Here is an 18,476-nt window from a genome sequence, read left to right as displayed (position 1 = left end):
GGAGCGGAGCGGGGGCGTGAGCGCCGGTGCGTGCCGCGTTGGGAGTGCGTGTGACGGAGGCTGAGTTCGAGGACGAGACGACGGCGCCCGTCCGCGTGGTGCTCGTCGACGATCAGGAGCTGGTGCGGGCCGGGTTCACGATGGTCCTGGACGCGCAGCCCGACATCGAGGTCGTCGGCGAGGCCGGGGACGGCGCGCAGGCCCTCGAACTGCTGCGGGGCACGCGCGCGGACGTCGTCCTCATGGACGTGCGGATGCCGCGGATGGACGGGATCGAGGCGACGCGGCGGGTGGTGGCCGGGGCGGGGCCGAAGGTCATCATCCTGACCACGTTCGACCTGGACGAGTACGCGTTCGCCGCGATCAAGGCGGGGGCGGGCGGGTTCCTGTTGAAGGACGCGGGTCCGGCGCAGCTGATCGAGGCGATCAAGGCGGTGCATTCGGGGGACGCGGTGGTGGCGCCGAGCACGACGAAGCGGCTGCTGGACCGGTTCGCGGTGCATCTGCCGGACGCGGAGCAGAGGGCGGGCGGGGCGCTGGACAGCCTGACCGAGCGGGAGGGCGAGGTGCTGCGGCTCGTCGCGCGGGGACTGTCGAACGCGGAGATCGCGGGACGGTTGTACGTCTCGGAGGCGACGGTGAAGACGCACATGGGGCGGATCCTCATGAAGCTGGGCCTTCGGGACCGGGTGCAGGCCGTCGTGTTCGCCTATGAGACAGGTCTGGTCAAAAGCGGCCAAAGGGACGACTTAACGTAACAGCTTGATCGCTCTATGGTGACTTCTTGTCTCCATCGTGGGGTGTGGAATTGATCTACCTGAGAGTAGCTGGGTAACTACCGTACGCGACGCCGTCTTAGCAGGCGACGTCGGCAATTGTCACAACGGGCCTGCTAAGCCCACGTACGGGAGGACTCTCGTGATCAAGAAGCTTGCCGCGACCGGCGTACTCGGCTTCGCCGTCGCCGCCTCGGCCCTGAACGCCGCCCCCGCGCACGCAGCCACCTTCGGAGGCCACGACGGCCACGGAGGCCACCATGGCCACGGAGGCCACGGAGGCCACGGTGGTGGCGACAGCTGGTTCTCCGACAACGAGACCAGCGGTAACGGATCGATCCTGGGCGGGAACCAGATCATCGCGCCCATCTCGGTCCCGGTGAACGTCTGCGGGAACGCCGTCGCCGTCATCGGCCTCGCGAGCGCGCAGTGCAAGGGTGGCGCATCCGTCGAATACGGGGACTGACACGACACGGACGGACATCCGTCCATCGCCTGAGCGCCGGAAACCCGACAGGGTCTCCGGCGCTTTCGCGTTGGACGGCAGGCCGTACGGACGGCAGGCCGTATGGACGGCAGACCCGTGTGGACGGCAGGCCCATGGCGGTTCGCGTCCAGGCGGTCGGTGCGCGGGGGGCGGGTTCGTACGACTCAGGTCGTACGGGAGGGCGCCGGGTAGCCGTGAGGCTGACGTGAAGCGTGGCCGCCGGTCCGATGGCAGGGGCGGCGGGGATTCCTAGCGTGGTCCCCGACCGATCCGGACCATGAAGGAGTCATCGTGACCAGCATGTTCGCCGACCCGCCCGGAGGGACCCCGGCCGCCGCGGCACCGCCGGCCGTGACGGCCGAGGGCGTCTCGAAGGTGTACGGGTCCGGCGACGCGGCCGTGCACGCGCTGCGCGGCGTCAGCGCCGCCTTCACCAGAGGCGCGTTCACCGCGATCATGGGCCCGTCCGGGTCCGGGAAGTCGACGCTGATGCACTGCCTGGCCGGGCTGGACACCGTCACAGGCGGCCGGATCGTCCTCGGCGACGCGGAGATCACCGGGATGGGGGACCGGCAGCTGACACTGCTGCGCCGCGACCGTGTGGGGTTCGTGTTCCAGGCGTTCAACCTGCTGCCGACGCTCACCGCCGAGCAGAACATCCTGCTCCCGATCGAGATGGCGGGCCGCAAGCCGGACCGTGCGTGGTTCGACCGGGTCGTGGACGTCCTGGGGCTGCGCGACCGGCTGGGGCACCGGCCCAACGAACTGTCGGGCGGCCAGCAGCAGCGGGTGGCGTGCGCCCGCGCGATCGTCGCCCGCCCCGAGGTGATCTTCGCGGACGAGCCGACCGGCAACCTCGACTCCCGGGCGGGCGCCGAGGTCCTCGGGTTCCTGCGCTCCTCGGTCCGGGAGATGGGCCAGACGGTCGTGATGGTCACCCATGACCCGGTCGCCGCATCGTACGCCGACCGGGTGGTGTTCCTGCGGGACGGCGAGATCGTGTCCGAGATCGTCCAGCCGACGCCCGCCACCGTGCTCGACCGCCTCAAGAGCCTGGAGGCGTGATGCTGAGGACGACCCTGGCGGGCCTGCGCGCCCACAAGCTGCGGCTGCTGCTGACGGCGGTGGCCATCACCCTCGGCGTCGGGTTCATCTCCGGCACGTTCGTGCTGACGGACACGATGGACAAAGGTGTCGCGAAGACGTTCGCGAAGTCCGCCGACAAGGTGGACTTCGCGGTGGTGCCGAAGAGCGACGACCCCGAGAAGGGCATCTCCGCCGACACGCTCCGGAAGGTCCGCGCGCTGCCCGGCGTGACCGACGTGCACGGCATGGTGAAGGGCGAAGCCGCCCTGGTCGGAAAGGACGGTAAGGCGGTCGGCGACTTCCCCACCGTCGGGATGTCGGTACCGTCCGGGCCGCTGCTGCGCTACGACGTCGACAAGGGGCGACCCCCGTCCGGTGGAGGCGAGACCGTCCTCGACAGCGGAACAGCCCAGCGGGAGGGCTTCACCGTCGGTGACACGGTCACGATCCTGGACGACGGCAACCACCCGCACAGCTTCAACGTCGTGGGGGTGGTCGACTTCGGCATCGACCAGGATGCCGCCTTCCAGGGCGCCGTCGGCTTCGACACCCGAACCGCGATCGCGATGACCGGCGAGAAGGCCTACCGCGAAATCGACATCGCCGGTGGAGACCGGGCGGCGATCGAGGCGGCCGCCGGTCCGTCCAACGAGGTGTACACCGGCACGGAACTCGGCGCGCTGCTGGCGAAGGCGGCGGGCGCCGACACCGAGGTCATCCGCACCGGGCTGCTGATCTTCGGGCTGGTGGCGATGCTGGTGTCCGCCCTGGTCATCTACAACACGTTCTCGATCCTGATCGCGCAGCGGATGCGGGAGATGGCGCTGCTGCGCTGCGTCGGCGCGACCCGGCGGCAGGTGTTCGGCGGCGTGGTCGCCGAGTCCGCGGCGGTCGGCCTCGCCGGCTCGCTGCTCGGCCTCGCCGCCGGGGTCGGCCTCGGCGAGGGCGCGCTCGTCGCGATCAGCAGGCTGGACGTCGGCGTGGACGTCGCCGCGCCGTCCCTCACCGTGCGGACGATCGTGGCCGGCCTGGCGGTCGGGACCGTCGTGACCGTCCTGTCCGCGATGCTGCCCGCCCGCGCCGCGACCCGCGTCGCGCCCGTCGCCGCGCTGCGCTCGGACCCGGAGCCGGCCAGCGGACGGTTCCGCCTCGGTCGGCTGCGCACGGCGATCGCCGTCCTGCTCGGCGCCGCGGGCCTGGCCGTCGGCGGGCTCGGGTCACTCGCCATGGACAAGGGCGAGGCCGCGATGTACGTGGTCGCGATCGCCGGCGGCGTGTTCTTCCTCGCGGTGATCGCGGCGATGCCGGCGCTCGTCCGGCCGCTCGGACGGCTCGTGGGCGCCGCCCCGGCGCGGCTCGGCGGCGTCCCGGGCCGGCTGGCGGTCGCGAACGCGCAGCGCGCCCCGCGCCGCACCGCGACCACGACGATCGCGCTGACGGTCGGCGTCGGGCTGATGAGCCTGTTCGCGGTGATCGCGGCGAGCGGCAAGGCGACCGCGGCGGACAAACTGGAGGAGCAGTTCCCCGCCGAGTTCCAGATCCAGACGCAGAACGCGGACGGACGCGTCCCGCAGGCGCTCGCGGAGGCGCTGCGCGACCGTCCCGGGATCGCCGCGGTCGCCGAGACCCGCCGGCAGGAGACGAAGATCGGCGGGGAGGAGGGGCGGATCGCCACGGTCACCCCGTCGGCGCTCGGCACGACCGTGAAACCCGAGATGAAGGAGGGCGCGCTCGGCGCGGCCCTCGAACCGGGGACCGCGATGGTGGACGAGGCGACCGCCGGGCAGCCGGGCTACGGCATCGGACGGACCATCCGGGTCGAGACCCCGCACGGCACCGTCCCCGTGAAGATCACCGCCGTGTACGGCCTGGGCGCGCAGCTCGCCGGGATCATCGTCCCCGAAGCCGACTTCACCCGGTACTTCGGCACCGTGGACCCGTCGGCGCTCTACATCAAGACCCATGACGGCGTCCCCGCCGCCGCGGCCCGCAGGGCCGTCGAGGACGCGGCGCAGCCGTACCCGGCCGCCAAGGTGACGTCCGCCGCGGAGTTCAAGGAGACGATGACCGAGGCGATCGACATGATCCTCATGGTCTTCGCCGGGCTGCTCGGCCTCGCGATCGTCATCGCGCTGTTCGGCATCGCGAACACCCTCACCCTCTCGGTCGTGGAACGGACACGGGAGTCGGCGCTGCTGCGCGCCGTCGGCCTCACCAAACGCCAGCTCCGCCGGATGCTGTCCGTCGAGGCCCTCGTCATGGCCGTGATCGGCGCGTCCACGGGGGTGGTGCTCGGGATCGCGTTCGGGTGGGCCGCGACGAACGCGATGGCCGACGACTCGCTGTTCGCACTGCCCTACCTGCAGGTGACCGGCTTCGTCGTCCTCGCGGGCGCCGCCGGGACCGTCGCCGCCGTGATGCCCGCGCGGCGCGCCGCCAGGACGTCCATCGTCGAGTCCCTCGCGCATGACTGAATGGGGGGCACGGGGTGGCGATCGTCACCCCCCGGGCGCGTGAGCCGGACCCGCGGGTACCCTGTTTCGCGTCCGGTACCTCTGAGGACTGGAACGAACCGATGGACCCTCACGTCACGCCTTCCTCCGCCGCGCCCGGAAACGGGCCGGTCCCCGGTGGGGAGACCCCGGAGGACAGGCCCGCGCGGCTCGCGGTCGGCGTCGTCGGCGCCGGCCGCGTGGGCACGGCGCTCGGTGCCGCGCTGTCCCGGGCGGGCCACCGCGTGGTCGCCGCGACCGCCGTGTCCGAGCGGTCGCGGTCGCGCGTCGAGGAACACCTCCCCGGCGCGGACGTCGCACCGCCGCCGGACGTCGTCGCGGCCGCCGACCTGGTGCTGCTGACCGTCCCGGACGACGAGCTGCCCGAACTCGCGACCGGCCTGGTCTCCGCGGGCGTCGCCGTCACCGGCAAGCTGATCATGCACACCAGCGGACGGTACGGAACCGCCGTCCTCGACCCCCTCACCCGCGCCGGTGCCCTCCCGCTCGCCCTGCACCCGGTCATGACCTTCACCGGACGCCCGGACGACGTGAACCGCCTCACCGGCATCTCGTTCGGCGTCACCTCGCCCGAGCCGCTGCGCCCCGTCGCCGAGGCGCTCGTCCTGGAGATGGGCGGCGAACCCGTCTGGATCACCGAGGAACGCCGCCCGCTGTACCACGCGGCGCTCGCCGGGGGCGCGAACCACCTGGTCACGCTGGTCGTCGAGGCGATGGACCTGCTGCACGCCGCCGGCGTCGCGGAGCCCGGCCGGATGCTCGGCCCGCTGCTCGGCGCCGCCCTCGACAACGGGCTGCGCCTCGGCATCGACGGCCTCACCGGCCCGGTCGCCCGCGGCGACGCCGGAACCGTGTCCGGCCACATCGACGAACTGGCGAAGGTGTCGCCGGAGAGCCGCCGCGCCTACGTCGCCCTGGCCCGCCTCACCGCCGACCGGGCGCTCGCCGCCGGAATGCTCAGACCCGAGGACGCCGAACGCCTCCTCGAAGCACTGGCGGACTGACTACCGAGAACGCGGATTGATCAGGGAGAACGCGGATTGACCAGGGAGGACACAGTGCGGCCTGCCGACCCGGCACTCACCCACCACTCCACGCCGGCCCACCCACCCGAGGTGGTGACCCCGGTCATCGCGCGGACACGCGAAGAACTGGCCGAGGCCCGCTCCCGGACCGAGGGGACGCTGGCGCTCGTCCCGACCATGGGGGCGCTGCACGAAGGCCACCGCTCCCTGATGCGGCAGGCGCGCCGCAGCGCGGACACCGTGGCGGTCAGCATCTTCGTCAACCCGCTCCAGTTCGCGCCCGGTGAGGACTTCGACCGCTACCCCCGCACGTTCGGCGCCGACCTCGAAGCGTGCGCCGCGGAAGGCGTGGACCTCGTGTTCGCTCCCACCCGCGACGTCATGTACCCGGGCGAGCCACAGGTCACGATCAAGTCGGGGCCGATGGGCGAGATCGTGGAGGGTGCCGCCCGTCCCGGCCACTTCGACGGGATGCTCACCGTCGTGCTGAAACTTCTCAACCTCGTCCGGCCCGACGTGGCGATCTTCGGGGAGAAGGACGCGCAGCAGCTCGCGATGATCCGCCGCATGGTCGCCGACCTGGACGTCCCCGTGCGGGTCGCGGGCGGCCCGACCGTCCGGGAACCCGACGGCCTGGCCCTCTCCAGCCGCAACCGCTACCTCTCCGCGTCCGAACGCCACACCGCCGCGGCCCTGTCGCGCGCCCTCCGCGCCGGGGCGGACGCCGCCGGCGAAGGCACCGAGGCCGTGACCGGCGCGGCGAACGCCGTCCTCGACGAGGCCGCGACCGCCGACCCGCCCCTTATCCTCGACTACCTCGTCCTCGTCGACCCCGAGACCTTCACCACGATCACGGGCCCCCGCACCGGTCCCGCCGTCCTCGCCGTCGCGGGCCGCGTCGGCATCACCCACCTGATCGACAACGTTTCCCTCCAGCTCGGCAAGGAGCACTGATGTTCCGGACGATGTTCAAGTCCAAGATCCACCGCGCCACCGTGACGCAGGCGGACCTGCACTATGTCGGCTCGCTGACCATCGACCAGGATCTGATGGACGCCGCCGACCTCCTGCCCGGCGAGCAGGTCTCCGTCGTCGACATCGACAACGGCGCCCGCCTGGAGACGTACCTGATCGCGGGCGAGCGCGGCTCCGGCGTCATCGGCATCAACGGCGCCGCCGCCCGTCTCGTGTCCCCCGGCGACCTGGTGATCATCATCAGCTACGCCCAGCTCAGCGATGCCGAGGCCCGCGAGTTCGTCCCGCGCGTCGTGCACGTCGACCGCTCCAACAAGATCATCTCCCTGGGGTCCGACCCCGCCGAACCCGTCCCGGGCACCAAGACGACCCGCGGCGACCTGGTCCACCCCTGACGGACGGGCCCACCCCCTGACGGACGGAAACCCTGACGGACGGCTCGCCGCGTTCTGTGTGCGCGTGGACGGTTTCCGACGGGGTGATAACGGCCACTGTGCGGGGGCGGGCGGCTGAGCGGGACCGGATTAGAGTCATAATGACGAGAACCGATCCCGAGGAGGGTCCGTGATCCCTTCCGTTCTCCATGCCCCCGCCCCCGGCTGGACCACCGAGACCGACGTCGTCGTCATCGGCTCCGGCATCGCCGGCCTTGTCACCGCCCTGCGCTGCCGCCCCCACGGGCGGGTGCTGCTCGTCACCAAGGCCCTCCTGGACGCCGGCTCGACGCGCTGGGCGCAGGGCGGGATCGCCGCCGCGCTCGCCCCCGAGGACACCCCCGAAGAGCACCTCGCCGACACGCTCACCGCCGGTGTCGGGCTGTGCGACGAGGACGCCGTCCGGGCCCTGGTCACCGAAGGGCCGGACGCCGTCCGCGGCCTCATCGACCTCGGCACCGTGTTCGACCGTTCCACCGGCGGCGACATCGCGCTGACCCGGGAGGGCGGCCATCACCGCCGCCGCATCGCCCACGCGGGCGGGGACGCGACCGGCGCGGAGATCAGCCGCGCCCTCCTCGCCGCGCTCAAGGACTCCGGCGTCGAGGTCATCGAGCATGCGCTGGTCCTCGACCTGCTGAAGGACGCCGCCGGGCGCGCGGCGGGGATCACCCTGCACGTCATGGGCGAAGGCCAGCCGGGCGGCGTGGGCGCCGTCAAGGCCCGCGCCGTCGTGCTGGCGACCGGTGGGCTCGGCCAGGTGTTCTCCGCCACGACCAACCCCGAGGTCTCGACCGGCGACGGCGTCGCGCTCGCGCTGCGCGCCGGTGCCGCGGTCACCGATCTGGAGTTCGTCCAGTTCCATCCGACGGTGCTCTGGCTCGGCGACGGCGCGCGTGGCCAGCAGCCGCTGATCTCCGAGGCCGTCCGCGGTGAGGGCGCCCACCTCGTCGACCACAACGGCGAGCGCTTCATGACCGGACGTCACGAACTCGCCGAACTCGCCCCGCGCGACGTCGTCGCCAAGGGAATCATGAACCGGATGCGCGAGACCGGCGCGTCGCACATGCTGCTGGACGGCCGGCACCTCGGCGCGGCGACATGGGAGAACCGTTTCCCGACCATCCTGGCCGCCTGCCGGCACCACGGCATCGACCCGGTGACCGAGCCGATCCCCGTCGTTCCCGCCGCGCACTACGCGAGCGGAGGTGTCCGCACGGACCTGCACGGCCGCACGTCCGTCCCCGGCCTCTACGCCTGCGGCGAGGTCGCCTGCACGGGTGTCCACGGCGCGAACCGCCTGGCGTCCAACTCCCTTCTGGAGGGCCTGGTCTTCGCCGACCGCATAGCCACCGCCCTCCGAACCGACGCGGCGGCCACGCCCCACGCTCCGGCCACCGCAAACCATTCCCACGCGGCCGACGGCGGCGGGCTGCTCGGGCCGGAGGGGCGCGGGGAGATTCAGCGGATCATGACGTCCTACGCGGGTGTGCTGCGCGGGGCGGAGGGGCTGGAGACCGCCGCCCGCGAGCTGGCCGCGCTGCCCCGTGCGGGGACGGGGGCGGAGCCGGGCGTGGAGGCGTGGGAGGTCACCAACCTGCACACCGTCGCGTCCGCGATCGTGGCGGCGGCGCGGCGGCGGGAGGAGACGCGCGGGTCGCACTGGCGTGAGGACTTCCCCGAGCGCGTGGACGGCGCGTGGCGCGGTCATCTTGTGACGCGGCTGGCGGGGAACGTCCTGGCCACCGGTTACGAACCTCTGGAAGGAAAGCGCTCATGACACCGGAACTGTCGCAGAAGCTGAGTGCCGCGGGGCTCGATCCACAGGCTGTGGAAAACCTCGTCCGGACGGCGCTCGCGGAGGACGGCGAGGTCGACGTCACCAGCATGCCGATCTTCGCGCCGGACGACACCGCGGCCGGGAACCTCACCGCCAGGGAGGACGGCGTCGTCGCGGGCGTCCCGGTGGCCTGCGCCGTCTTCGAGGTCGCGGACGTGGCCTACGAGACCAGGGCGGAGGACGGGGACCATGTCGTCCCAGGGCAGGTCCTCATCTCCGTCAGCGGGCAGACCAGGGCCGTGCTGCGCGCCGAACGGACAGCCCTGAATCTGCTCACCCACCTGTCCGGAATCGCGACGGCGACGCGGAGGTGGACCGACGCCCTGGCCGGCACCAAGGCCAAGGTCCGCGACACCCGCAAGACGCTGCCCGGCCTGCGCGCCCTGCAGAAATACGCCGTGCACTGCGGCGGCGGCGTCAACCACCGGATGGGCCTGTACGACGCCGCGCTCATCAAGGACAACCACGTCGCGGCGGCCGGAAGCGTCACCAAGGCGTACGAGGCCATCCGCGCCGTGTACCCGTCCCTGCACGTCCAGGTGGAGTGCGACACCCTCGCGCAGGTCGAGGAGGCCCTCGCGGTCGGCGCCACGAGCATCCTGCTCGACAACATGACCGACGCCGAGATGACCGAGGCGGTGCGGCTAGTCGCGGGGCGGGCGGAGCTTGAGGCGAGCGGTGGCCTTACCCTGGAGCGGGCCCGATACGTCGCCGTGACCGGGGTGGACTACCTTGCCGTCGGCGCGCTGACGCATTCGGCCCGCGTCTTCGACATCGGCCTTGACTTCACCTGACCAGCGGGGACCTGATGCTGCTCACGATCGACGTCGGTAACACCCAGACCGTCCTCGGCCTGTTCGAGGGCGACGAGGTGATCGAGCACTGGAGGATCAACACCGATCCGCGGCGTACGGCCGACGAGATCGCCGTGGTCCTGCAGGGCCTCGTCCAGCAGAGCCCGCTGCTGGCCGAGACCGACATCAGCGGCATCGCGCTGTGCTCCACGGTCCCGTCCGTCCTGCACGAGATGCGGGAGATGTGCCGCCGCTACTACGGCGACGTTTCCGCGGTGATCGTGGAGCCGGGCGTCAAGACCGGCGTCCCCGTGCGGATGGACAACCCCAAGGAGGTCGGCGCCGACCGGATCGTGAACGCGCTCGCCGCCGTGCACACCCACGGCGGTCCGGCGATCGTCGTCGACTTCGGCACCGCCACCACCTTCGACGCCGTCTCCGCCAAGGGCGAGTACGTGGGCGGCGCCATCGCCCCCGGCATAGAGATCTCCATAGACGCACTGTCGTCGCGCGGTGCCCAGTTGCACAAGATCGAGCTGGTCAGGCCGCGCAGCGTGATCGCCAAGAACACCGTCGAGGCGCTGCAGTCCGGAATAATCTTCGGCTTCGCCGGTCAGGTGGACGGCATCGTCGAGCGCATGTCCGACGAACTCGCCGAGGACCCCGAGCAGGTCACGATCATCGCCACCGGCGGCCTCGCGCCTCTCGTCCTGGAGGAGTCCCGCAGCATCGACGTGTTCGAACCGTGGCTCACCCTCATCGGCCTCCGGCTCATCTACGAGCGCAACACGCCGTAGCCGGGACCGGCCGGGGGTCTCGCGCCGGTCACGCGGCGCACAGGGCGAATGCGTTCGCGGGTCGTCGCGCGGGCTCGATAGCCTTTGGACGTGACTGACGAGACCTTCGACGAGCTCCCGGAGCAGATGCGCGTGCGCCGGGAGAAGCTCGACCGGCTCCGCGAGAGCGGAATCGACCCCTACCCGGTGACCTTTCCGCGGACGGCGACGATCGACGAGATCCGCGAGAAACACCCGGACCTGGAGCCGGGCGCCGAGACGGGCGACAAGGTCGGTGTCACCGGACGCGTCATGCTGGTCCGCAACACCGGGAAGCTGTGCTTCGCCACCGTCCGGGACGGTTCCGGCGACATCCAGATCATGCTGTCGCTGGCGAAGGTCGGGCAGGAGCAGCTCGACTTCTGGAAGCGGGAGGTCGACCTCGGCGACCACATCGGCGTCGAGGGCGAGGTCATCACGTCCCGCCGCGGCGAGCTGTCGATCATGGCGGACCGGTTCGCGATCACGTCGAAGTGCCTGCGGCCGCTGCCGGAGAAGCACGCCGGGCTGACCGACCCGGAGGCGCGGGTCCGGCAGCGGTACGTCGACCTCATCGTCAACGACGAGGCCCGGAAGATGGCCCGGCTCCGCAGCGCCACCGTCCGCGCGGTGCGGGACTTCTGGCACGACGAGGGCTACCTCGAGGTCGAGACGCCGATGCTGCAGCCGATCCACGGCGGTGCGGCGGCGCGTCCGTTCAAGACGCACATCAACGCCTACGGCATGGACCTGTACCTCCGCATCGCGATCGAGCTGTACCTGAAGCGGCTCGTCGTCGGCGGCATCGACAAGGTCTTCGAGGTGAGCCGGAACTTCCGGAACGAGGGCGCGGACTCCACGCACAACCCGGAGTTCACGATGCTGGAGGCCTACGGGACGTACCTCGACTACAACGACATGGCCGACCTGACCCAGCGGATGTACCAGAAGGCGGTCGTCGCCGCTCTCGGCACCACCGTGGTCGTCCATGACGGCGTCGAGATCGACCTCGGCCTGGCCGTGTGGCCGCGGATCACGTTGTACGGGTCGGTGTCGGAGGCGCTCGGCGAGGAGACCACCCCGCACACGCCCATCGAGGACGTCCGCAAACTCGCGGACGCCCGGGGCGTCTCCTGGGACCCGAAGTGGGGGCAGGGCAAGCTGGTCCAGGAGCTGTTCGAGGAGCTGATCGAGCACACCCTCGTCCAGCCCACGTTCGTCATGGACTACCCGGTCGAGACGTCGCCGCTGACGCGCCAGCACCGGGAGGAGCCCCTCCTCACCGAGAAGTGGGACCTCATCGGGTTCGGGACGGAGCTGGGCACCGCCTACTCCGAGCTGGTCGACCCGATCGAGCAGCGCCGCCGCCTCACCGAGCAGTCGCTGCTCGCCGCGGGCGGCGACCCTGAGGCCATGCAGCTGGACGAGGACTTCCTGCGCGCCCTGGAGTACGCGATGCCGCCCACGGGCGGGATGGGCGCCGGCATCGACCGCATGATCATGGCGTTCACCGGCAAGGGAATCCGCGAGACGATCCTGTTCCCGCTGGTCAAACCCGAACAGTGACCGGGAGCCCGCGCGGCCCGCGCCCGCGGGACGCGGGCGGCTAAGCGCTTTCCCGGATCACCAGATCGGGCCGGAGCACCACCTGGCGGTGCTGGTGCGACTTGCCCTCGCGTACCTCGGCCAGGGCGAGTTCGGCGGCCTCCCAGCCGAGTTCGCGGCGGGGCTGCCGGATCGTGGTCAGCGGGACGACGGCGCTCGCGGCGAGCTCGATGTCGTCGTAGCCGATCACGGCGATGTCCTCGGGGACGGCGACACCGAGCCGGCCGAACTCGTTGATCAGGCCGATGGCCAGCAGGTCGTTGGCGCAGAAGACGCCGTCGGGACGCGGCGACATCGCCATGATCTGGTGCGCGGCGGCCTGGCCCCCGGAGGGGCTCAGCGCGTCCTGGACCAGTGCCGCGGGCTTCGCGAACCCCGCCTCAACGATCGTGCGGGCGGCGCCGTCGCGGCGTTCGACGCAGGGCTGCGGCTCCCGGACGCCGGTGACGAAGGCGATCCGCTCGCGGCCGATGCCGAGCAGATGCGCGGCGGCGATCTCCCCGCCCGCGACATGGTCGACCTGGGCGGAGCACACGTCGGGCGCGTTCCGGTCGATCAGCACCACGCTCAGCCCAGCGGCGCGGAGCCGGGAGATGTCCCGGCCGCCGAGGCCGACCGGGATGATCAGGACGCCGGCGGCGCGCTGATCCTCCAGGAGTTCCAGCGAGCGCCGCTCCTTGGCGGCGGAGTAGTCACTGGACAGCCAGAGGGCGTCGTGGCCGGACGCGTTGAGGGCGGCCTCGGCTCCCCGGGCGACATCGGTCGCGTACGGGTTGGTGAGGTCCTCGACGACGACTCCGAACGCGCGTCGCGGCTCGTCGCCGAACTCGCCCGCGGTGCGCTCGGGGCCCCGGCGGAGCCGCCGCGCGGACTCGTTGCGGACGAATCCGAGCTCCTCGATCGCGGCGCGGACTCGATTACGGGTGGCTTCGGCCACGAGGTCTGGCCGGTTTAGGACATTCGAAACGGTCCCAACTGAGACTCCAGCACGCCTCGCGACCTCACGAATACTGGTCTGTGGCAACTCGCTCCTCGTCCCGCTCCGGGGGTGTTTCCCCAGGTAGTGGCGTTTTACTGTACGCGCCGGCAAATGATCTGTCACACATCGTGAGCATTCGGCCACACACAGTGTTGAACTGGCGCTTGACGGGCCGGATCCGGCCGCCTAGCGTTCCGAGCCGAAGCGTAGCTTGAAACGATTCACGATCTTCGTCCGCGACGAGATCTGGCGAGTCCAACGAGAAAGGGCGGGTGCGGATGGCTGGCGATCTCATCCCGCCCCCCTCGGCTGGCCAACGAGTGAATCGTCACCCGGAGTTCCCCCGAACGACCCCGCAATCGGCCAGGCGGCCACCTCCGGCCAGGCTCGTGAGACAGAAAAGGAACCCGATGATCTAAGTCCGGAAGGCTCCGGACCCGGCAACCCAACGCGCGTACAGATCGAGGCCCAACCCGTGCCTGTGCAGCGGACGGCTGCATCCCCGCGGTCATCACCATGGACGAGGGAGGACGGAGTGGAAACAGCCACACTCGCACGTCGTGGCACCGACGATTTCGGGCTGAGCGAGGAGGAGATCCGGCTGCTCGCCCAGATCGCCAGTGGTGTCACCGCCGATGTGGCGGCACGCAAGCTGGAGCTGAGCGCACGGACCTTGCGGCGCCGGTTGCGGACGATCTGCGACCGGCTGGAGGTCAACACCCCTATCGAGGCCGTGGTGTGGGCGGCCCGAAGGCAGCTCATCTAGCCGAATCACCCCCCGACGCTCGCCTGGGGACGGCGAGCGTCACCAGGAATCCAGGTGGCGAACTCATCCGAACTCCGTCCGACCCCGCAGCGGCGGCGCCGGCGTCCTGACAGGTAGGTCCCTGCCAGGGGGCGTCGCCGCGGACGGTGTTCAGGAGCCCGCCCGTGGATTCCCCGGGTCAGGCGACCCGGACGGCGCCGGCGAAGGGGCGTCCGGCCATTGAGGCGATCCTCACGACGTCGCCGGTGCGGGGCGCGTGCAGCATCTTGCCGTCACCGACGTACATCCCCATGTGGTGGAGGTCGGAGTAGAAGAACACGAGGTCGCCCGGCTGGAGCTGGCTCCGCGACACGTGGGTGCCCGCGTTCCACTGGCTGCCGGTGTAGTGCGGCAGGTTGATGCCGACCTGCTTGTAGGCCCACATCGTCAGGCCGGAACAGTCGAAGGTGCTCGGCCCGGAGGCGCCCCACACATACGGGCGGCCGATCTTGCCCATCGCGAGGCGCAGCGCCTGCGCGGCCTTCCCGGTGCCGATGACGGGGAGCTTGGCGAGCTGTGTGGGGTCCTTCTCGACGAGCTTGCCGCGGACCTTCTCGTAGGTCTCGGTGACCTTCTTGCGCTGCGATTCGAGCTGCGTCCGCAGCTCCTTGACCTGCTCGGCGCGGGACTCGGCGGACTTGCGGGCGCGCTGGGCGGCCTGCATGGCCTGCATCAGCCCGAGGACCCTGGTGCTGTCCTGCTTGGCGAAGTAGTGGAGGGTGGCGGCCTGGTCGAGGACGGCCTGCGGGTCCTTGGAGGCGATGAACGAGACCGCGGGGTCGCTGCCGCCCTGCATGTAGCTGGTGGCGGCGAGGGTGCTGACCTTCTCCCGGACGATCTGCAGCGACTTCTGCTGCCGCTCGGCGTTGTCGGCGGCGACCTTGGCGGCGCGCTGGGACTGCGCGAGCTTGACCTTCAGGCCGTTGTACTGCTCGGTGAGCTTCTCCAGCTCGTCGGCGATCTTGAGGGCCTTGGACCGCAGTTCCTTCGTGGACGGCCCCGGATCGGCGTGGGCGGCGGGGACGGCGTGCGGGGCGACCGAAACGGCGACGAGCGCGCCGGCGACGGTCAGCGCCCTGGCGCGGAGGCGGCCCTTGCCGCGGACTCGGGCGGCCCGGTTCGGGGGCGAGTGCGGGGAGCGTGAACGCGCCGATGGTGAAAAGGGAGCGGGGCGCAATGGCTCCACGTATTCTCCTCTCTTCGTCCGCCTGCCGAGTCAGCTGCACCCCACGTGTTGCGGGACGAGGGGTGATACCCCCCGGACGCTCCGAATGTGGGTCCCGGCTCCTCGGGGCACTGGCTGCGGCCTGAGGACTCGGCGGTTCGGCCTCAGTCCTGCAGATGGCCGACGTCAGCGCAGGACACTAACGGAACCCGCATTGGATGCCAACCAGAACAAGTGAAAACGCAGGTCGCCAAGGGCCGCCCTGTAGTAGGGGGATCGCGTTCGATAATCTCGCCTGTTTGTGGAGGTCGTGATCCGGCGTGCCCGTACCGCCGACGTTCAGGAGATCAGCGGGCTGGTCGACCTGTACGCCGGGTCGGGGCGCCGCCTGCTGAAGAAGACCACGGTGAAGCTGTACGAGGACGTCCAGGAGTTCTGGGTGGCCGAGGACGTCCAGCGCGGGGCGCCGGGGCCGGTCATCGGCTGCGGTGCCCTGCACGTGATGTGGGAGGACCTGGCGGAGGTCCGCTCCGTCGCCGTGGACAAGAGGTACGGCGGACGCGGAATCGGACACCGCATCGTCACCCGCCTCCTGGAGACCGCACGAGAACTCGGCGTGCGGAGGGTGTTCTGTCTTACCTTCGAGGTGGAGTTCTTCGCGCGCCACGGCTTCCAGCAGATCCTTGGGACTCCGGTGGCGCCAGAGGTGTACGAGGAGCTTCTCCGCTCCTACGACGAAGGCGTGGCAGAGTTCTTGAACCTCGATCGGGTCAAGCCCAATACGTTGGGCAACACCCGGATGTTGCTTCGCCTGGAGGACTGACCCAATGAGCGATTCCCCCAACCGCGGGCGTCGGCGCCACCAGCCGCCGCAGGGGCAGGGTTCTTACGGCCCGCCACCCCCGTACCAGGGTCCCCAGTGGCAGCAACCGCAGCAGCCGCAACCGCAGCAGCCCGCGCAGCAGCAGTGGCAGCAGCCGCAGCAGCAGTGGGCGCAGGAGCCTGCGTACAACGAGACGTACGAAGCGTCGTTCGACCAGTACGGCGGTTCTGACCAGTACGGCGGGGCTCAGGGCGGAGAGATGGCCCTGGCCCCCATCATGCGGCGGGCGGGCGCCCGGCTCATCGACAACGCGCTTGTGGCGGTCTTCGGGTTCGCGCTCGTCCTCCCGGTGACCATCGGTGCGTTCGGCCTGGGCCGGCCAGGCAGCGACACCGAGGACGAGGGGGGTGTGTGGAACTGGCCCATCATCTTCACCCTCTTCTGCGTCCTGTCAGTGCTGCCGTTCCTCTACGAGGCCGTCCAGTTGGCGATGTCGGGTCGGACGCTCGGCAAGCGCATCATGGGCCTCGGCATCGTCCAGGCGCGTCCTGCGGGCCAACCGCTGACCATGACGCAGGCCGTATGGCGCGCCGGCATCACGCACGTGGCGTACCAGGTCGGCGTCTTCTTCTTCCTCGTCCTGGCGGTGATGGTGTGGGACTACGCCGCGTACGGGATGGTGCTGGTCTGGGCGGGTGCGCTGATGGCCTACCTGTGGGCGATCTGGGACCAGCCGCTGCATCAGGCGCTGCACGACCGCTTCGCCGGCACGCTCGTCATCGATGAGCGGGTCGGACACGACGAGTACCACGAGTACGACGAGTACGCGGAGTAAGCCGCGATGGCGGCACCGCTCGCCGAGCCGGGGCAGCGCCTCCTGGCGCGCATCGTCGACACGCTCATCGTCGGCGTGCCGGTCATCGTCGTCGTTCGTGCACTGGTGTCCGGGCACACGGTGGACGTGGTCGCTCCACCCGCCGTGGCCGGATTCATGTTGCTGTACGAGTCGATACAGCTCGCCCTGTGGGGACGGACGCTCGGCAAGCGCCTGGCCCGCATAGAGGTCGTCCTGGCCGTCCCAGGCGAACGACATCACGGCGGCAAGGGCGGCGAGAGCGCTCCTTTGGGGTTTCCTCGCGCCGTTCTGCGTGCCGCGGTCTATTCGCTGCCGATCGCGGTACGCCCGATTCCCGTTCTCGGGCTAGTGGCGGGCATCTTCTGGGTGGCGAACGCGGGCCTGCTGTACGAGGGCACGCGGCGCCAGGCCCTCCACGACAGGCTCGCGGGGACGCTCGTGGTAAATCGCGAGCTTCCCGATTCATCGGCCCCCTGAGGCCCTCTCAGGCTCTCTCAGGCCGCCTTCGGCGGTACTCGGGGCGGCTGATCCCCGGCGCTCTCGGCCCGTGCTCCCGGCGGGCCGAGAGCGTTCGTCCGTCCGGGCGGGCTTTCGCGGAGATGCCCGCTCTGTTTCGGACGCCCCGCCTTCGGGCGGCGAATGCCAGCTCGTTCCGGTTACGGCCCCGAATCGGCGCGGGGATCTGTCTCGTCCCGGACGCCTCCTCCGGTTTGAGATGTGCTTCCCGAGCCGTTGCCCTTCCGCCCGAGGCGCGGGCCACTTAGGGCAGTGGACTTACTCCGGATGAGATGCGGTCTCGCCGGGAACGGACCTTTAGCCCCCATGCCCGTCGGGTCATGGGCGGCGTGGCATGGTCCTCCGCCGGTTGCGGACGCCGGGTGGAAGAAGTGGGGGTCGACGGTGGGATTGTGCCGCAATCCCCCGATTTTGGGATGGGCGGCTACCGGCCGTCCCAGCCTGGGGGATCGCGGATGCCGACTTCCGGGGACGGGGCGGTGGCAACAGATTTACGTAGCCGGTCGACCGGCCGTTATCCATCCACATCGGCCGGTGAAGCCGATGATCAGCTGCCGTGCGGGGGTCGGGGGACTCCGGCGCATTCCCCGGCCGCGGGTGCGGTTAGTGCCGTTACGTCAGGGTTAATCGTTGGCCGCGGTGTCGCTGTGGACGGCCCGTTAAGGTCGGCCGCAGGCTCTTTTTCTCCCTGGCGCACTCCCGGAGGGTCCGTCCGCTGGAATGCCGGGGACGTCCGCAAACCAGGTCCAATACGTGAGCCCCCGCCCAGGTCAGCGTGGTGCACTGCGGCCACCGGTCACGCCGAAAAACCGCACCCGTGCCACGGCGATCCCGGCGAAAAATCACACGCCGGGATCGCCGTGGGCCCCCCCCCCCCCCCGGGGGGGGGGGCGGGCGCGGGGGCGCGGAAGCCCCCTGGCCGCCGGGAGGCGACCTAGGCCCCCCGGACCGGTGAAGGGCCCCGCCGCGGTAACAGGCCCCC

15 protein-coding genes and 1 pseudogene are annotated in these 18,476 nt (G+C 70.8%); 14 read left to right on the top strand and 2 right to left on the bottom strand.

Annotated features, from left to right (window positions below; all coding sequences use genetic code 11):
* Positions 1-50 precede the first annotated feature (50 nt).
* The 10 genes and pseudogenes from ACGFK0_RS17290 (at position 51) to lysX (ending at position 12,311) form a co-directional block, all read left to right on the top strand.
* A complete protein-coding gene (locus ACGFK0_RS17290) occupies positions 51-758 on the top strand; it encodes a response regulator (protein ID WP_392905862.1) in 708 nt (235 codons plus the stop codon).
* A 160-nt stretch (positions 759-918) separates the two neighbouring features.
* Positions 919-1,242: a chaplin family protein gene (locus ACGFK0_RS17285; protein ID WP_392905860.1), complete on the top strand. Its 324-nt coding sequence runs from the start codon at positions 919-921 to the stop codon at positions 1,240-1,242.
* A 321-nt stretch (positions 1,243-1,563) separates the two neighbouring features.
* Positions 1,564-2,328, top strand: a complete 765-nt coding sequence (locus tag ACGFK0_RS17280; RefSeq protein ID WP_392905991.1) for an ABC transporter ATP-binding protein — start codon at positions 1,564-1,566, stop codon at positions 2,326-2,328.
* The gene (locus tag ACGFK0_RS17275; protein ID WP_392905858.1) at positions 2,328-4,823 is read left to right on the top strand and encodes an ABC transporter permease; all 2,496 of its coding nucleotides are present in this window, start codon (positions 2,328-2,330) and stop codon (positions 4,821-4,823) included. Before ACGFK0_RS17280 ends, ACGFK0_RS17275 begins: the two co-directional genes overlap by 1 nt.
* Before the next feature lie 101 nt (positions 4,824-4,924).
* Entirely contained in the window at positions 4,925-5,866 is a 942-nt protein-coding gene (locus ACGFK0_RS17270; protein WP_392905857.1) for a Rossmann-like and DUF2520 domain-containing protein, read from the top strand.
* A 114-nt stretch (positions 5,867-5,980) separates the two neighbouring features.
* Positions 5,981-6,841 (top strand): pantoate--beta-alanine ligase, encoded by an 861-nt coding sequence (gene panC, locus ACGFK0_RS17265; RefSeq protein ID WP_392905990.1) that lies wholly within the window; start codon positions 5,981-5,983, stop codon positions 6,839-6,841.
* Positions 6,841-7,257: an aspartate 1-decarboxylase gene (panD, locus tag ACGFK0_RS17260; RefSeq protein ID WP_392905855.1), complete on the top strand. Its 417-nt coding sequence runs from the start codon at positions 6,841-6,843 to the stop codon at positions 7,255-7,257. The genes panC and panD overlap by 1 nt, the downstream gene beginning before the upstream one ends.
* A 169-nt stretch (positions 7,258-7,426) precedes the next feature.
* Positions 7,427-9,930: pseudogene (locus ACGFK0_RS17255) on the top strand (L-aspartate oxidase).
* Between the two features lie 14 nt (positions 9,931-9,944).
* The gene (locus ACGFK0_RS17250) at positions 9,945-10,727 is read left to right on the top strand and encodes a type III pantothenate kinase (protein ID WP_392905853.1); all 783 of its coding nucleotides are present in this window, start codon (positions 9,945-9,947) and stop codon (positions 10,725-10,727) included.
* Positions 10,728-10,817: 90 nt separating this feature from the next.
* Positions 10,818-12,311 carry a bifunctional lysylphosphatidylglycerol synthetase/lysine--tRNA ligase LysX gene (gene lysX / locus ACGFK0_RS17245; RefSeq protein ID WP_392905850.1) on the top strand — a complete coding sequence of 498 codons (1,494 nt, stop codon included), beginning with the start codon at positions 10,818-10,820 and terminating at the stop codon, positions 12,309-12,311.
* A gap of 40 nt (positions 12,312-12,351) precedes the next feature.
* Here lysX and ACGFK0_RS17240 read toward each other — a convergent pair whose 3' ends face one another.
* A complete protein-coding gene (locus ACGFK0_RS17240) occupies positions 12,352-13,452 on the bottom strand; it encodes a LacI family DNA-binding transcriptional regulator (protein WP_392905847.1) in 1,101 nt (366 codons plus the stop codon).
* 412 nt (positions 13,453-13,864) lie between these two features.
* Between ACGFK0_RS17240 and ACGFK0_RS17235 the strand changes: the two genes are divergently transcribed.
* Positions 13,865-14,095 carry a LuxR C-terminal-related transcriptional regulator gene (locus ACGFK0_RS17235; protein ID WP_021591725.1) on the top strand — a complete coding sequence of 77 codons (231 nt, stop codon included), beginning with the start codon at positions 13,865-13,867 and terminating at the stop codon, positions 14,093-14,095.
* A 178-nt stretch (positions 14,096-14,273) separates the two neighbouring features.
* On the opposite strand, the gene ACGFK0_RS17230 is transcribed toward ACGFK0_RS17235, so the two are convergent.
* The gene (locus ACGFK0_RS17230; RefSeq protein ID WP_392905845.1) at positions 14,274-15,320 is read right to left on the bottom strand and encodes an NlpC/P60 family protein; all 1,047 of its coding nucleotides are present in this window, start codon (positions 15,318-15,320) and stop codon (positions 14,274-14,276) included.
* Positions 15,321-15,600: 280 nt separating this feature from the next.
* On the opposite strand from ACGFK0_RS17230, the gene ACGFK0_RS17225 reads away from it, so the two are divergent.
* The 3 genes from ACGFK0_RS17225 to ACGFK0_RS17215 are packed head-to-tail and all read left to right on the top strand — an operon-like array spanning position 15,601 to position 17,455.
* Positions 15,601-16,122 (top strand): amino-acid N-acetyltransferase, encoded by a 522-nt coding sequence (locus tag ACGFK0_RS17225; RefSeq protein WP_392905843.1) that lies wholly within the window; start codon positions 15,601-15,603, stop codon positions 16,120-16,122.
* Positions 16,123-16,126: 4 nt separating this feature from the next.
* Positions 16,127-16,957 carry an RDD family protein gene (locus ACGFK0_RS17220; RefSeq protein WP_392905840.1) on the top strand — a complete coding sequence of 277 codons (831 nt, stop codon included), beginning with the start codon at positions 16,127-16,129 and terminating at the stop codon, positions 16,955-16,957.
* 6 nt (positions 16,958-16,963) lie between these two features.
* On the top strand, positions 16,964-17,455 hold the full coding sequence (locus ACGFK0_RS17215; protein ID WP_392905838.1) for an RDD family protein: 492 nt from the start codon (positions 16,964-16,966) through the stop codon (positions 17,453-17,455).
* Positions 17,456-18,476: the final 1,021 nt, after the last annotated feature.

The organism is Spirillospora sp. NPDC048823 (genome assembly GCF_043198445.1).
Taxonomy (GTDB): Bacteria; Actinomycetota; Actinomycetes; order Streptosporangiales; family Streptosporangiaceae; genus Spirillospora.
The sequence above is the reverse complement of the archived record's forward strand: the minus strand, read 5'-3'. Positions and strand labels throughout refer to the sequence as shown.

Excerpts from the sequence above, each read along its gene's own strand:
- ACGFK0_RS17280 (WP_392905991.1), top strand. The coding sequence starts at position 1,564 with ATGTTCGCCGACCCGCCCGGAGGGACCCCGGCCGCCGCGGCACCGCCG.
- ACGFK0_RS17275 (WP_392905858.1), top strand. The coding sequence starts at position 2,328 with ATGCTGAGGACGACCCTGGCGGGCCTGCGCGCCCACAAGCTGCGGCTG.
- ACGFK0_RS17270 (WP_392905857.1), top strand. The coding sequence starts at position 4,925 with ATGGACCCTCACGTCACGCCTTCCTCCGCCGCGCCCGGAAACGGGCCG.
- panD (WP_392905855.1), top strand. The coding sequence starts at position 6,841 with ATGTTCCGGACGATGTTCAAGTCCAAGATCCACCGCGCCACCGTGACG.
- ACGFK0_RS17250 (WP_392905853.1), top strand. The coding sequence starts at position 9,945 with ATGCTGCTCACGATCGACGTCGGTAACACCCAGACCGTCCTCGGCCTG.
- ACGFK0_RS17220 (WP_392905840.1), top strand. The coding sequence starts at position 16,127 with ATGAGCGATTCCCCCAACCGCGGGCGTCGGCGCCACCAGCCGCCGCAG.
- ACGFK0_RS17215 (WP_392905838.1), top strand. The coding sequence starts at position 16,964 with ATGGCGGCACCGCTCGCCGAGCCGGGGCAGCGCCTCCTGGCGCGCATC.